Source organism: Mycobacterium sp. (genome assembly GCF_046330795.1).
In the GTDB taxonomy this organism is placed as follows: Bacteria; Actinomycetota; Actinomycetes; order Mycobacteriales; family Mycobacteriaceae; genus Mycobacterium.
On sequence record NZ_JAXLSA010000006.1, the window covers coordinates 92,871 to 107,664 of the forward strand.

A 14,794-nucleotide genomic window follows, 5' to 3' on the forward strand; every position below is an offset into this window, starting at 1 on the left:
GGCATGTCGGAAACAACGCTGTCCGCAACGGCTCTGGAGACCGCCGGCCGGGGCGCCGAAGCCGCTCTGCGGCAGGGCATCGCCGACGGTTCGCTGCGCGAGATCGAGGTGGCCTGGAGCGATCCGTTCGGCCACGCAGCCGGAAAGCGGATCCCGGCCGCGCAGTTCCTCGAGCGGGCCACCGGAACCGGATTCGCGTTCTGCGAGGCGGCGCTGGGCTGGAACACCGACGGCACGGTCATCGACTCCCTGCGCCTGACCAACTGGGACGGTGGGTATCCGGATGTCTATGCGGTGCCGGACTTCTCGACCTTCACCCCGCTGCCGTGGCGTCCCGGCGTGGGCCACGTCATCTCCGACGTCGTCACGCACCACCGAACTCCGTCGCTGCTCGACCCCCGCGCCGTGTTGCGCCGGGTGCTCGACCGGCTGGCCGGTCTCGGCTACACCGCCAAGATCGGGGTCGAGTTCGAGTTCTATCTGCTCGAGGCCGACGGGTCACCGATCATCGAGGCGATCCAGGCCTATTCGCTGGAGAACGCCAACGCGCTCGAGCCGTTGATCAGTGAACTGAACGAAACATTGGCCGCCTTCACCCGATTGGAGGGCATCCAGACCGAGTACGGGCCCGGCCAGGTGGAGACCAACCTGGTGTACACCGATGCGCTGGCCGCCGCCGACGACAGTGCCCGACTGAAGTACGCCGCCAAGGAGGTGGCTCGCCGGCACGGCAAGCTGGCCAGCTTCATGGCCAAGCCGTTCTCGAACCACTCGGGTAGTTCGGCGCACCTGCACATTTCGCTCTGGCAGGATGGCCGGCCGGCTTTCGCCGCGGTCGACGGCTCCGAGAGTCCGGTGGCGCTGCATGCGATCGCCGGGCTGCTCGAGCACCTGCCCTCCATTGCACTGTTCGGCGCGCAGTCGGTCAACGCCTACCGCCGGTTCGCCCCGGACACCTTCGCTCCCGACACCGTCAACTGGAGCCGCGACAATCGCAGCGCCGCGATCCGCTCACTGGTCGAGGAGACACCGGAAGCGTCGCGTATCGAATTGCGCTCGGGGGCATCCGATTCCAACCCGTACTGGCTGATCGCGTCGGCACTGGCCGCCGTCATCGCGGGCCTGGAAGCCGGCCGACAGCCGCCGCAGGCCGCCACCGGCAACCTCTACGGAAAGGGTGCGCCGCTGCCGGATTCGCTGGGCACCGCGGTGGCCCTGGCCACCCAGGACGACACCATCCTGGAGATCCTGGGCGCCGACTCGGTACACGACTTCGCCGCGCTGGCCCGCAGTGAATGGCTGCAGTACATCGGCCACGTCAGTGACTGGGAGCGCGACCGCTACCTGACCCGATCATGACCGGCCCGCGATTCGGGGTCTGGGCGCCCGTCTACGGCAACCACGGCGCCCGGGATCATCCCGAGGACGCGCCCGACGCGAGCTATCGGCGCACCCGCGATCTGATCGTCACCGCCGAGGCCGCCGGGTTCGACTCCACCCTGGTGGCCCAGCACGTCGTGCACCCCAGCGCCGTCGAGGACGATGTCCTCGAAACCTGGTCCACGCTGGCCGGTCTGGCCGAAGCCACCTCGCGGATCGAACTGATCGGCGCGATCAAGCCGCTGCTGTTCAATCCGCTGGTGTTCGCCAAGCTGGCGGGCAACATCGCTGAGATCGCGGAGGGCCGGCTGTCGATCAACGTGGTGTCCGGCTGGTTCCTGCCCGAGTTGGAGGCACTCGGTATCGAGGTGCCCGAGCACGACGACCGCTACGTCCACACCCGGCAGTGGCTGCAGACCGTGACCGCGCTGTGGGCGGGAAAGCCGGTGACCATCGGTGGCGGTGACCGTCAGCCCGCCCTGGTGCGCCCGGCTCCCGCGGTAGTGCCGCCCGTCTATGTGGGTGGTGAATCCGAGCCCGGCCGCGCGCTGGCCGCCGCGACCGCGGATGTGTTCTTCATCAACGGCCGCCCGTTCGGTGACGTCGTGGATGTCATCGACGATCTGCGCTCCCGTCCCCGCGACGGCGTCCCGCTGCGGTTCGGGCTGTCGGCGTTCGTCATCGCCCGGGACACCGAGGAGGAGGCCTTGGCCGAACTGCGGCACCTGCAGTCGCTGGTGGACGCCGAACGGCGACCGGAGATCTCCGGCGGCACCGATCCGAAGACCCAGATGTACCGGGTGCTGGCCGACACCAGCCGGGTCGGTTCCAACGGCGGCACCCTGGCCGGGTTGGTGGGCAGTCACGAACAGGTGGCCGAGCGCATCGCGGTGTTCCACGATGCCGGGATCGAACTGTTCATGCTCCAGTTCCAGCCCCTGGAGGCCGAGCTGCACCGCTTCGCCGAGCACATCATCCCCCGATTCCGTTGATAGTCAGGAGCTTTCATGACCGTTCTCGATCAGGTGGACAGCCTGTCGGTGTCCGAGCGCCTGGCCGCGATCACCGGCATCGTCGACGAACTCCGGGCCGGCGATCCCGTTGCCGAACGTGACCGGGTGCTGCAGTACGACGCGATCCGCGCGTTGCGGGCGACCGGGGTGCTCAACATCCGGGTCCCCACCCGCTACGGTGGCCCGGGAGGACGGGTCCGCGATGTCCTGACCGCCGTCATCCATATCGCCAGCGGTAGCTCCAATGTGGCGCAGGCGCTTCGGCCGCACTTCGGGTTCGTCGAACGCCTGCTGAGCAACCGGGCCACCGAGACCGAGCGCCAGACGTGGTACCCGCGGATCAACGTCGGCCTGGTGGTCGGCAACGCCGTGACCGACAGCGTCGGACGCACGCCCGGTAGCGGCGCGACCACGGTGCTGGCCGACGCCGACGGTGTGTTGCGGCTCAACGGCGTGAAGTTCTATTCCACCGGAACGCTGTTCACCGATGTGGTTGCGGTATCGGCCGTCGATGCGGCCGGAAATGATCTGCAGGTGATCGTGCCCACCGACCGTGCCGGTGTCGAATTGCTCGACGACTGGGATGGTTTCGGTCAGCGCACCACGGCCACGGGAACCAGTCGGTTCACCGATGTGGTTGTGCATCCCGATGAGGTGACCACGGTGAGCAGCGGCATGTTCCTGGGCCACGGCACCGCGTTCCTGCAGCTGTATCTGGCCGCGGTGACGGCCGGCATCGCCGCCGCGGTGTGCAACGACGCGGTCGACTTCGTCCGGCACCGGGCGCGGCCCGCCGCGCATTCGCTGGCCGAGAAGGCCGCGCAGGACCCGTTCGTGTTGCGTGCCGTCGGGGAGATCACCGCATCGGCGACGGCCGCCGAAACGCTGGTGCTGGCTGCCGCCGATGCCTTGGATGCGTTGGTGGACAGCAATTCCCAGCTGGATGCCGACGCGGTGGCACAGGCCGCTGTCACTGTCGCGCAGGCCCAGCTGGTGACCGAACGGTTGACCATCGCCGCGGCCGAACGACTCTTCGACACCGGAGGAGCGTCGGCCACCGCGCGCAAGCTGAACCTCGACCGGCACTGGCGCAATGCCCGTGCCATCGGCAGCCACAGCCCGCTGGACTACAAGGCGCACGCCGTCGGCGACTACGTCGTAAACGACACTCCGCCGCCGGCCAGCGGGTATTTCTGAGTCATCTGCAATCGCGCTGAGCGCAACCATTTCCGCGATCACGACGCGGTCCTACCGTTCGGGCAATCAAACTTCCTGCGTCGCAGGAGAACAGCAGGGAGATGAGCATGTCGAATCAGATCGATGAGGCCTCCGGCGTAGCGCCGGTCGCGGGTGACACGGTGGCCGTGGATCGCCCGCACCGCAAACTGCGCGGCACCCTGGGAGTCTGGGGGATCGTGTTCCTGGTGGTGGCCGCGGCGTCGCCGCTCGGCGTCATCGGCGGTCCGGTGCCCCTGGGTATCGCCGGCGGCAACGGCGTCGGGTTCCCCGCCATCTTCGTCGTCAGCACCGTGATCATCCTGCTGTTCGCGGTCGGATTCACCGCGCTGACGCCGTACGTGCCGGATGCCGGCGCGTTCTACTCCTACATCGGCAAGGGCCTGGGCCGGGTGACCGGTTTCGGGTTCGCATTCGTCGCGCTGATTTCCTACCTGGCTCTGGAGATCGCCGTCTACGGCCTGATCGGCCAGGGCGCTCAGGCGTTGTTCGCCTCCTACGGCCTGCCCCAGATCCACTGGGGAGTCTGGGCGTTGGCCGCGTTTGCGATCGTGACCTCCCTGGGCCACTTCAACATCGACCTGTCGCGCAACGTGCTCGGCGTCCTGCTGATCGCCGAGGTCGCGATCGTCCTGGCGCTGGACGCCGCCGTCGTGTTCACCGGCGGACACGAGGGGCTCTCGACCGGATTCCTGCACCCGGCGCAGATCGTGTCGGGCGCACCCGGAATCGCCCTGCTGTTCGCGATCCTCAGCTTCATCGGATTCGAGGCCACCGCCGTCTTTCGCGACGAGGCTCGCAATCCGCTGCGCACCATCCCGCGGGCCACGTACCTGTCGGTGATCCTGATCGGCGTGTTCTACACGGTTTCGACGTGGGCGCTGATCACCGCGTGGGGTGAGAGCCAGGTGGTCGACAAGGCGGTCGCCGATCCGTCCGGCCTGCTGCCCGGCGCCACCGAGCAGTACCTCGGGCTGGTAGGTCTGCATATCGTCCAGGTGCTGTTCGTGACAAGCCTTTTCGCCTGCATCCTGTCGTTCCACAACATCGTCGCCCGGTACGTCTTCACCCTGTCCAACCGCCAGGTCTTCCCCGGTCGACTCGGGGAGGCGCACGCCAACCACGGATCCCCGCACCTGGCGTCCGGGGCGGACTCGATCGTGGTGGCGGTGTTCATCGTCGTGGCCGCGCTGATCGGGATCGACCCGGTGACGCAGTTCTACACCTGGCTGGCCGGCATCTCCACGGTCGGCATCGTGATCCTGCTGATCGCGACGACGGTCGCGGTGCTGGTGTTCTTCGCGCGCCGGAGACGGGCCGGCGACCTCGAGGTTTCGGCCTGGCGGGCGTTCGTCGCGCCCGGTCTCGGCCTGGTCGGTCTGGTCTTCTCCTTCGCGCTGATCCTGAAGAACCTGCCCGGCCTGGTCGGCAATTCGACGCCGATCGCCATCGGAGTTGTCGTGTTGTTGGTGGCGGTGTTCGCAGTGGGAGCCGGCATCGCGGCGCGCCGCCCCCACGTCGTGCTGGAGTAGTCAGCCGCTCGCGACGTGAGAAGTGGGGGTCAGCGCGTGCCGCGCGTAGGCCCGAACATCGGCGTCACCGTCGTCCAGGGCGGTGCTCAGCGCATCGCGGGCACCGGATTGGGCTGCCGCCCAACGGGTCAGGCTCAATACGGCAGCCTTGCGGACATCCAGGTGCGGATCGGTGATCGCTCCGCTCAACGCCGGCACGGCGATATCGGCCGGTGCGCCCGCCATTCCCCGGGCCGCGCCCTGACGGATCTGCCACGCGTTGTCGGTCAGCGCTCGTTGCATCGCGGTCGCATCGGAGTCGGTGTAACCCACGGAGGCCAGTGCGGCCAGGGCGGCGGCCCGGACCAACGGATCGCGGTCGGCGAGCAATGCGCGCACGACGTCGCCGCCGCCACCCAGAGTGGCCAGGCCATTGGCCGCGGCGATCCGGACCTCACGGTTGGCGTCCGACCCGGCCTGTTCCACGCCGGCCACGTCGTCCACCGACACCAGCGCGCGGACGGCTTCGATGCGGACGTGGTGATCGTCGTCGGTCAGCGCGGCGCGGTACTGCTGCGGATCGCCGGCGCCGCGGAAGCTCAGCACGTACACGGCGATCGCGCGGACCACCGGGTCGGTCGATCCCAGGAATGCCGCCGTCGCCGTGGGATTCGGGATCACCTCCACGAGCTCGCGCAATCCGCTGGCGGCCTCCCGCCGAACCGTGACATCCGGATCGCCCAGCGCGGGCACCAGGGCGGCGGAATATCCGTCCGGCAGATGTTCGGTCAGTGTGTTCACCGCGGTTCGACGCACGCCGGGGTCGTCGTCGGCCAGGAAGGCGGCGAGGTCGTCGAGGGTGGGGGACTCCAGACCCAGTACGGCGGCAATGCGCGGCGACGGCGGCTGGGTCGCCTCGCGAATGCGAGATCGCTCGGTGGCCGGCGCATGCGACTCGATCAGCTCCGGCTGGGCGACGGGTATCGGCTCGGTCTCACCGCTGGGCAGTCCGTCGAGTTCGGGTACCGGTACGAAATACGGTGCCACCGGACGCTTCCGGAACTCCATCGACCCGTCGGCGGCCTTGCGCAGGTTCAGGTGGTAGCGCCAGCCTTCGTCGTCGCGCTCCGGGGCGTCGGAACGGTCGTGGTAGAGCCCCCAACGAGATTCGTCACGGGTCAGTGACGACCGCGAGGCCATCTCCGCGCAGTCCCGGATGAACGACACTTCGACCGCCCGCATCAATTCGTGCGGGGTGCGTGCCCCGATGGCGGCGACCTCCGCACGCATGCGTTCGAATGACTGCACGGCCAGCGACAGTTTGGTCGCGGTCTTCGGCGGCGCCACGTAGTCGTTGACGAACCGGCGCAGCTTGTACTCGACCTGCGGCTGCGGGGGACCGTCGGGTTGCCGGGCCGCCCGGTAGATCAGCTCATGCGCATCGGCGATCTGATTCGCTGGGAGGTGTTGCGGGGCTGGCAGATCGGCGGAGATGCCGGCCGCGTGTTCGCCGGCCAGCTCACCGTAGACGAACGCGCCGATCATATAGTTGTGCGGCACGCACGCCAGGTCGCCGGCCGCGTAGAGGCCCGGCACGGTGGTCCGCGCATGTTCGTCCACCCACACTCCGGATGCGGAATGCCCGCTGCACAAACCGATCTCGGAGATGTGCATCTCGATGTCGTGGGTGCGGTAGTCGTGTCCGCGATTGGCGTGGAAGGTGCCGCGGGTCGGGCGCTCGGTGGTGTGCAGGATGTTCTCCAGCGACGTCAGCGTCTCATCGGGCAGATGGGTTACCTTGAGGTAGATCGGCCCACGCGCCGATTCGATCTCCGTCTTCACCTCGGCCATCATCTGGCCCGACCAGTAGTCGGAGTCGACGAACCGCTCGCCGAGGGCGTTCACCTGATAGCCGCCGAACGGGTTGGCCACATAGGCGCACGCCGGACCGTTGTAGTCCTTGATCAGCGGATTGATCTGGAAGCATTCGATGCCCGACAGTTCGGCGCCCGCGTGGTAGGCCATCGAGTAGCCGTCGCCGGCATTGGTCGGATTCTCGTACGTCCCATACAGATATCCCGACGCCGGTAGTCCGAGGCGGCCGCACGGACCGGTGGCCAGGATGACGGCCTTGGCGCCGACGATGACGAATTCCCCGGTCCTGCTGTTGAAGGCGACCGCACCCACGGCGCGGCCCTGCGAGGTCAGCACGCGCACCGGCATGAAGCGGTTCTCGATGCGGATCTTCTCCCGCATGCTGCGCTGCCTCAACACCCGGTAGAGCGCCTTCTTGACGTCCTTGCCCTCCGGCATCGGCAGGACGTAGGAGCCCGACCGGTGGACCTGGCGCACGGCGTACTCGCCGTGTTCGTCCTTCTCGAACTTCACGCCGTAACGTTCGAGTCGCTGCACCATCGCGAAACCACGCGTGGCGGTCTGATACACCGTGCGCTGGTTGACGATTCCGTCATTGGCGCGGGTGATCTCGGCGACGTAGTCCTCGGGCTCGGCCTTACCGGGAATGACGGCGTTGTTGACGCCGTCCATTCCCATTGCCAGGGCGCCTGAATGGCGCACGTGCGCCTTCTCCAGCAGCAGGACCTGGGCGCCGTTCTCCGCCGCGGTCAGCGCGGCCATGGTGCCGGCGGTGCCGCCCCCGATAACCAGGACGTCACAGTCCAGCCGGATGGCGTCCGTGATTGCGGGAATCTCCATCAGTGCACCAACTCCGAATGGTCCAGGGCGGCAAAGACTTGTGTGCGTAGCGCAGCTCGGTCCGCGCCGGGAGTGCGGGGGTCCGGCACCTCCAGCACGGCCCGCAGCGGCTGGCCCGCACGGCCGAGCACCGCGACCCGGTCACCGATGAGCAGCGCCTCGTCGACGTCATGGGTGACGAACACCACCGTGGTGGGGTGCGCCCGCCAGGTGTCGATCAGGAGTCGCTGCATGGTGCCTCGCGTCTGGGCGTCCAGAGCGCCGAACGGTTCGTCCATCAGAACCGCCCGCGGCGCGCCGGCCAGGCCCCGGGCCAGCTGCACCCGTTGACGCATACCGCCGGACAGGCTCTTGGGCAGATAGTCCGCGAACTCCGCGAGCCCGACGTCGGCCACCCAGCGGCGCGCCCGTTCACGTCGTCCGGAGCGTGGCTGCCCGGAAAGCTTCAGGGCCAGTTCGATATTGGATTGCACTGTGCGCCAGGGCAACAGCGCGTTGTCCTGGAAGACAACGGCACGGTCGCGCGAGGTGGTGGTGACAGGGCTGCCGTCGGCGGTGATCGTTCCCGCGTCGGGATGGAGGAGTCCCGCCACGGCGCGCAGTACCGTCGATTTCCCGCAGCCCGACGGTCCGGTGAGCACCAGGATCTCACCCGGGGTCACGGTCAGGTTCAGGTCGCGCACGACGGCTGGGCCGCCGTAGGACAGCGTGACGTCGTGCAGTTGTAGGCCCATGCCGGTCGCCGTCATCGATTGCTCTCCCCACCCCGGGGCAGCCAGCGGGTGACGCGGCGGCCGACCAGTTCCACCGCGGCGGACGTCAGGAATCCGAGCACACCGATGGTGATGATGCCCACGAACACTTCGGGATAGGCCAGCACGGTGTACGCCTGCCAGGTCCGGTACCCGACGCCCAGTCGTCCCGAGATCATCTCGGCGGAGATCACGCAGATCCAGGCAACACCGATGCCGACGGACAGTCCGCCGAACACACCGGGCAGGACGCCCGGAAGTACCACGCGGACCAGGACGTCCCACCGGCTGCCACCGAGCGTGCGCACCGAGTCCTCCCACAGGGTGGGTAGCGCCCGGACCGCGTGCCGGGTGCTGACCATGATCGGGAAGAACGCCGCCAGGAAGGTGATGAACACGATGCCGGCCTCGTCCGTGGGGAACAGCAGGATGGCGACGGGGACGATGGCGATGGCCGGGATGGGCCGGGCCAATTCGGTCAACGGCCCGAAGATGTTGGCGAACAACGGCGAACGGCCGAGCAGGATGCCGGTCACCACACCGGCGATCGCCGCCAGCGCGAAACCGGTCAGGATGCGGATCAGTGACTGCCCGAGGTCCAGCCAGTACTGCTGGGTGCCGAGCTGGTGCGTGAACGCCGCGACGATCTCGCTGACGGTGGGGAGTGTGTCGAACCGCAGCCAGAGCCGGATGTCGTTGGCGGTCAACACCTGCCAGAGTGCGACGGCGGCGAGAACGGAGACAGTTCGAACCGCCCAGGCCCACGACGGACGCCGCGTTCGCCGAGGGATGGCGGCGGCATCGGTGAGCCGCGGTGCCACCGCGTCCAGGGCCGCTGCCGGGGCGGTCACACCGCACCCGCCAGCGCTTGCTGATAGTCGACGGCGACGGCCCCGGGGTGTGCGCTCGAGTATCGCTGTGCGCCGGCCGGCGTGCCGAACGGCAGGTAGTTCGGGCCGTCCTGGACCCACACGGCGTGGTCGGCGAACCAGCGGGTGCCCAGTTCCGCGTCGGAAACGTAGGCGGCGCGGACCTTCTGGCCGTGCGCAGTGGCTTCGCGGATGGCCTTGAGCAGGCAATTCGGGTTGGCGGCCGGCTGGGTCGAGGCACGGCCGTCGATCCAGAGCTCGCCGGCGGTGGCCGCGTCGGTGACCGCGGTGTTGCACACGGGATCCTGCCCGCCGATCGGCAACGGGTTGGCGGTCGCGTTGAGTGCCTGCTCATAGTTCAGGCCTCGATCGGCGTACGCCTTGCGCAGGGCGGTGTCGGAGACGAAGCCGTCGATGTCGAGATCGGCGAAGTCGCCGATCGACTTCAGGTACGGCACATCACCTTTGAACGCCGTCACCAGGGACGGTTTGACGGTGGGGTCGAATGACGTCCCACCGGGCCCGTTGTAGAGATAGACGACTTCCTCGGGCAGCCCGCTGCCTTCGGCGACGAGCTGCGCCGCCTCCAGGGGTTTGTCGTGCAGGAACTGGTTGGCGTCCAACTGCGCCTGCAGGAAGGCGTCGAGCACCTCCGGATGCTGACCGGCGTAGTCGCGGCGCACCACCACGCCGTGGAAGGTCGGTACGTTCAGCTCCGCACCGTCGTAGAGTAGATTCGCCTTGTTCTGGAACACCAGCAGTCCCGGCCATGCCACGAATTGTGAGAGGGCTTGGGCCTGACCGGATTCCAGTGCCGAGGCGCCCACCTGTGGCTGCTGGTTGAGCACCTCGACGCCGCTCGTGGGATCGATGCCGGCGCGGGACAGTGCCTGCACCAGGGTGCCGTGTCCGGCCGATCCGACACTGGCAGAGATCTTCTGTCCGCGCAGATCGGTCAGTGTTCTGGCCGGTGAACCGGGCGGCACCACAACCATGTTGAGGCCGCCCCTGGGGTTGTAGCCGGTGATCGACACCAGTTCCGTCCTGGCGCGCGGGTTGGCCTGTGTCTTCGAGCCGTTGATCAGCAGCGGGTAGTCACCCATCGAGCCGATGTCGATCTTCTCGGCGACCATCTGCGCGGTGATCGGTGCACCGGTGTCGTAATCCGGCCAGGTGACGTTGTACTTGGTGTTGGTCCGCTTGGTGATGTCGGCCAGCCGGTTCTCCAGGAATCCCTTGGCGCGCAGCAGTGTTCCGGCGGTCACGGTGTTGATGGTCTTGGACTGGTAGCCGACCACCACGTCGACCTGGCCGTCGGCCTTCGGTTCGGAATCCAGCGAGCAGCCGGCGGCGGCCACGGTGGCTCCGGCGAGCAGGATGGCGAGCGGTTTCTTCATGGACGTCCTTCTTTTCAGCGGAGCAGATAGGGCATGTTGACGGTCACGGCGCCGGTGGGGCATCGGACGGCGCACGGGCCGCAGTACCAGCACTCGTCGACATGCATGAAGGCCTTGCCGTTGGCCGGGTTGATGGCCAGGGAATCCAGCGGACAGACGTCGACGCACAGGGTGCAGCCGTCGATGCACAGCGACTCGTCGATCGTGACGGGCACGTCCACGCGGTTGTTGACCAGGGTCATGTGTCTCCCCTCGAAATGTTGCCGCGCAGGGTGATTCGGTCCCCACGCATTCGGATGTATTCGAGATCGACCGGACGGCCGTCGTCCAGATGAGTGAGACGCTCCAGGAGCAGGACCGCGGCACTATGGGGCACCTGCAGGATCGCCGCGGTGTGCGGATCGGCGCTGACCGCTTCAACGGCCAGCGCCGCCGCACCGAGCCGCTGCGCGGTGACGTGCTCGATGAGACTGAATACGTCGTTGCTCTCCAGCGAATGTTCGAGCACCCGGGCGCCGATGTCGGATGACAGGTAGGTCATGTCCAGACTCAGCGGCAGGTCTCCGAGATAGCGCAGGCGTTCGACGAAGACGACGGGGTCACCGGGCGCCAGGTTCAGCCGGCTGGCCACCGACGGTGGAGCGGCGACGGTGATGGCCGCGCGCACCTGATTGCGGACCTCGCCGTAGTCCTTGAAGGTGTCCTTGAGGCCGACCAGTGCATCCAGGCCGTGGTCGTACTTGCGGACGGCGACGTGGGTGCCGACCTTGGTGGCGCGGCCGATCAGACCCTCATCCTTCAGCGTCGACAGCGCCTCGCGTATCGCGTTGCGCGAGACGGCGAATTCGGCCGCCAGTTCGGCCTCGGCGGGCAGGCCGTCCGGATAGCCCCCCGAGTGGATCTGGTGCCGCAGGACGTCTGCGACCAGCCGGGCCTGGTCGGCGCGCGGGCGGCGCAGCGGGCTAGCTGCGGCGTAGTCGGCTTCGGCCATGCTCAAACGCTAGGTCTGCGAACTGCCCGCGGTGAATCGCCGGAACGACCCGGCGATCTCGCCGCGCGGCATTGCGCCGCCCGGCCATCGGGCGGACCTGGGCAGATCGGGACGGGTGCGGCGATTGCGCCACCGCGGCGCCCGCCGGGCGAATTGTGATCGCGGTGAGCCGAATTCGGCCCGCGAGCGTCCGCCTTTGTACGCAAACCGCGGCGTGTCGGTGTACAGACACGGCCGCTCGCGGGGAGAGGAGCAGGTGCTACATGGGGGCGTTGGCGGGCTGGAACACCCCGGAGCTGTCGGCCTCCTCCTCGGCACGGATCACGTGCACGACGGCGTTGATCAACGCCAGATGGGTGAACGCCTGCGGGAAGTTGCCCAGGTGCCGGCCGGTGCGCGGCTCGATCTCCTCGGCGTAGAGGTGCAGCGGTGAGGCGAAGCCCAGGAGCCGCTCGCACAGGTGCCGGGCCTGATGGATCTCGCCGATCTCGACCAGGGCCGACACCAGCCAGAACGAACAGATGGTGAAAGTGCCCTCCTCGCCGGACAACCCGTCGTCGGTCTCCTGGACGCGGTAGCGCAGGACCAGCCCGTCCTCGGTGAGTTCCTCGGCGATCGCCATGACCGTCGCCCGGATCCGCGGGTCGTCGGGCGGCAGGAACCGGGTCAGCACGGCCAGCAGCAGTGAGGCGTCCAGCGCGTCGTCGCCGTACCGCTGGGTCAGCACACCGCGGTCGTCGACGCCGTGGGCGAGGATGTCGTCCTTGATCTCCTCGGCGATGGCGTGCCACTGCTGGGCGTAGGACTTCTCGCCCTGCACCTCGGCGAGTTTGGAGCCGCGGTCCAGGGCCACCCAGCACATGATCTTGCTCGACGTGAAGTGCTGTGGTTCGCCGCGGACCTCCCAGATCCCGCGGTCGGGTTCGCGCCAGTGTTTGATGGCCTCCTCGACCTGCTCCTTGAGCACCGGCCACAGGTTCTCCGGGATCTGTTCACGCGACTTGGCGTGCAGGTACACCGAATCGAGCATCGTTCCCCAGATGTCGTGCTGCATCTGATTGAAGGCGCCGTTGCCGATCCGGACCGGCCGCGAGTAGTCGTAGCCGGACAGGTGGTGCAGTTCGGATTCCTCGAGGCTGCGTTCGCCGCCGACGGCGTACATCACCTGCAGCGGGTGCCGCTCACCGTTGTTGGCGCCCGAGACATCGGCGATGAAGGCGAAGAAGTCGTCGGCCTCGCGATCCAGTCCGAGGGTGTACAGGCCCCACAGCGCGAACGTGGAGTCGCGCACCCACGCATAGCGGTAGTCCCAATTGCGTTCGCCCTGAGGGGTTTCCGGCAACGACGTGGTGCTGGCCGCCAGCAGTGCGCCGGTGGGCGAGTAGGTCAGGCCCTTGAGCGTCAACGCGCTGCGCTGTAGATAGGACCGCCACGGATGATCGGGGAAGTCACCGATGTTGATCCACTGCCGCCAGCTCTCGCTGGTCTTCCACATCTTGTCGGCGGCCTCGTCGAAGGTCTGCGGCGCCGGGTGTTTGGACCAGCTCAGCGCGACGAACACCGTGTCGCCCTCGGTCATCCGGGTGCGGGCGCGGGCCTCGTGGCCCTCGAGGCCGAGGCGCAGATTGGTGGTGAGCCGCAGCGTCGGATGCGCATCGGGATTGCGCGACGCCCGCGCAATGGCCTCGCCGTACGCCTGCGCCGAGTACTCCCAGGTGGCCGGGATGCGGTGGTAGTCGAACGACGGCTCGCAGTTCATCACCAACTCGACCGTGCCCGACACACAGCGCACGGTGCGCAGCAGGATGTGCTCGGCGTCCCAGTCCATCGGGGTGCGCCGGTGGGTGCGCGACCGGGCCTCCAGGTCGTGCCACGGGCCCATCACCAGGGCCTCGCGGACCACCAGCCAGCCGGTGTGCGTCTGCCAGGTGGTCTCCAGGATCAGGCTGCCGGGGAGGTAGCGGCGGGCCGAGGGGACCGACACCCCGTAGGGCGCCAGCCGGAAATGCCCTGCTCCGCGGTCGAGGATGGCGCCGAACACGCTGGGGGAATCGGGCCGGGGGACGCAGAGCCACTCCACCGACCCGCTCGATGAGATCAGACAGGTGTTCTCGCAATCCGACAGGAAGCCGTAGTCGGCGATCGGCGGGAACGGGTTGCGCAGTGGCCCGTCGGAGGTGTGCGCCGCGGGTGCACTGCTGATCAGCGGCGCGGTCTCGGGCAGTTCCCCGTTCAGGGCGTCTGTGGTCATCCGGACATCATCTGCCGGTGACACGGGGCGCGCCAGCGGAATCGGCGGAGCGCTCCCCGGGATCTGCTCAGCCGGCACCGACACGAACGTCGAGTGGATCTCGCAGGGACCGCTGAACAGATGGTTCTAAGGTGGACGGTGATGACCGGGATTCTGAGTTGGTGGGACGGCGTCGAGCTGTGGCTGACGGGTCGCGGGTTCGTCCTGCAGGTCATCGTCGTCATGCCGGTGGTGCTGGCCCTCGCCTACGGCACCGCGGTGGTCCTCGACGGGCTGCTCGGCCGGTCGATCACCGCTCGCCGGGTTCTCGCGCGGCGTTTCGGTCGTCGTGAGGAAAATCAGCCATGACGGGAATGCCCCGGTCACGGGTTACAGCGGCGCTGGTGCTGCTGCTGTTACTGGTGGTCGTCATGTGGTTGCTCACCCGCTGACCTGTTAGGCTTCCCGCCATGCAAACGGCGTCCGGCAACAAGAGTGGCCACATCCTGGCCCTCATTGCCGTGGGTTTTTCCGCCGTCGCCGATGTCTGTTGTTGTCGCTGACTCTCAGCCCGTTCGCGGTCTGGTGTCGGTGACGGCTGGGGCGCGTACGCCCGAGGACTGATCCGCCCCCCTTTTCGCGAGTACGGGTAACCCCGATCAAACCCGTTCACCTGTGTACTCACCCCGGAAAGGCAATT

At 67.9% G+C, this 14,794-nt stretch carries 13 protein-coding genes; 6 read left to right on the plus strand and 7 right to left on the minus strand.

What is annotated here, in order from left to right:
• Positions 1 to 3 precede the first annotated feature (3 nt).
• The 4 genes from U0R18_RS18615 (at position 4) to U0R18_RS18630 (ending at position 5,161) form a co-directional block, all read left to right on the plus strand.
• Positions 4 to 1,359, plus strand: a complete 1,356-nt coding sequence (locus U0R18_RS18615; protein WP_526371136.1) for a glutamine synthetase family protein — start codon at positions 4 to 6, stop codon at positions 1,357 to 1,359.
• Positions 1,356 to 2,372 (plus strand): LLM class flavin-dependent oxidoreductase, encoded by a 1,017-nt coding sequence (locus U0R18_RS18620; protein WP_526371138.1) that lies wholly within the window; start codon positions 1,356 to 1,358, stop codon positions 2,370 to 2,372. The genes U0R18_RS18615 and U0R18_RS18620 overlap by 4 nt, the downstream gene beginning before the upstream one ends.
• Positions 2,373 to 2,387: 15 nt before the next feature.
• Entirely contained in the window at positions 2,388 to 3,590 is a 1,203-nt protein-coding gene (locus U0R18_RS18625) for an acyl-CoA dehydrogenase family protein (RefSeq protein ID WP_526371140.1), read from the plus strand.
• 107 nt (positions 3,591 to 3,697) lie between these two features.
• Positions 3,698 to 5,161: an amino acid transporter gene (locus U0R18_RS18630; RefSeq protein WP_526371142.1), complete on the plus strand. Its 1,464-nt coding sequence runs from the start codon at positions 3,698 to 3,700 to the stop codon at positions 5,159 to 5,161.
• Here the strand turns inward: U0R18_RS18630 and U0R18_RS18635 are convergent, their stop codons facing one another.
• From U0R18_RS18635 to U0R18_RS18665, 7 genes are all read right to left on the minus strand, one after another.
• Positions 5,162 to 7,855, minus strand: coding sequence for a fumarate reductase/succinate dehydrogenase flavoprotein subunit (locus tag U0R18_RS18635; protein WP_526371144.1), 2,694 nt, complete (start codon positions 7,853 to 7,855; stop codon positions 5,162 to 5,164).
• On the minus strand, positions 7,855 to 8,604 hold the full coding sequence (locus U0R18_RS18640; RefSeq protein WP_526371146.1) for an ABC transporter ATP-binding protein: 750 nt from the start codon (positions 8,602 to 8,604) through the stop codon (positions 7,855 to 7,857). Before U0R18_RS18640 ends, U0R18_RS18635 begins: the two co-directional genes overlap by 1 nt.
• Positions 8,601 to 9,428, minus strand: coding sequence for an ABC transporter permease (locus tag U0R18_RS18645; protein WP_526371274.1), 828 nt, complete (start codon positions 9,426 to 9,428; stop codon positions 8,601 to 8,603). The genes U0R18_RS18640 and U0R18_RS18645 overlap by 4 nt, the downstream gene beginning before the upstream one ends.
• A gap of 26 nt (positions 9,429 to 9,454) precedes the next feature.
• On the minus strand, positions 9,455 to 10,873 hold the full coding sequence (locus U0R18_RS18650; RefSeq protein WP_526371148.1) for an ABC transporter substrate-binding protein: 1,419 nt from the start codon (positions 10,871 to 10,873) through the stop codon (positions 9,455 to 9,457).
• Between the two features lie 14 nt (positions 10,874 to 10,887).
• Entirely contained in the window at positions 10,888 to 11,115 is a 228-nt protein-coding gene (locus U0R18_RS18655; protein WP_526371150.1) for a 4Fe-4S dicluster domain-containing protein, read from the minus strand.
• On the minus strand, positions 11,112 to 11,864 hold the full coding sequence (locus U0R18_RS18660) for a GntR family transcriptional regulator (protein WP_526371152.1): 753 nt from the start codon (positions 11,862 to 11,864) through the stop codon (positions 11,112 to 11,114). Before U0R18_RS18660 ends, U0R18_RS18655 begins: the two co-directional genes overlap by 4 nt.
• Positions 11,865 to 12,123: 259 nt before the next feature.
• Entirely contained in the window at positions 12,124 to 14,115 is a 1,992-nt protein-coding gene (locus U0R18_RS18665) for a glycoside hydrolase family 15 protein (RefSeq protein ID WP_526371154.1), read from the minus strand.
• Between the two features lie 141 nt (positions 14,116 to 14,256).
• Here U0R18_RS18665 and U0R18_RS18670 point away from each other — a divergent pair, with 141 nt between their 5' ends.
• Positions 14,257 to 14,463, plus strand: a complete 207-nt coding sequence (locus tag U0R18_RS18670) for a hypothetical protein (protein ID WP_526371156.1) — start codon at positions 14,257 to 14,259, stop codon at positions 14,461 to 14,463.
• A gap of 101 nt (positions 14,464 to 14,564) precedes the next feature.
• Complete coding sequence (locus U0R18_RS18675; RefSeq protein WP_353378917.1) at positions 14,565 to 14,657, plus strand: Ms4533A family Cys-rich leader peptide; 93 nt, start codon at positions 14,565 to 14,567, stop codon at positions 14,655 to 14,657.
• Positions 14,658 to 14,794: the final 137 nt, after the last annotated feature.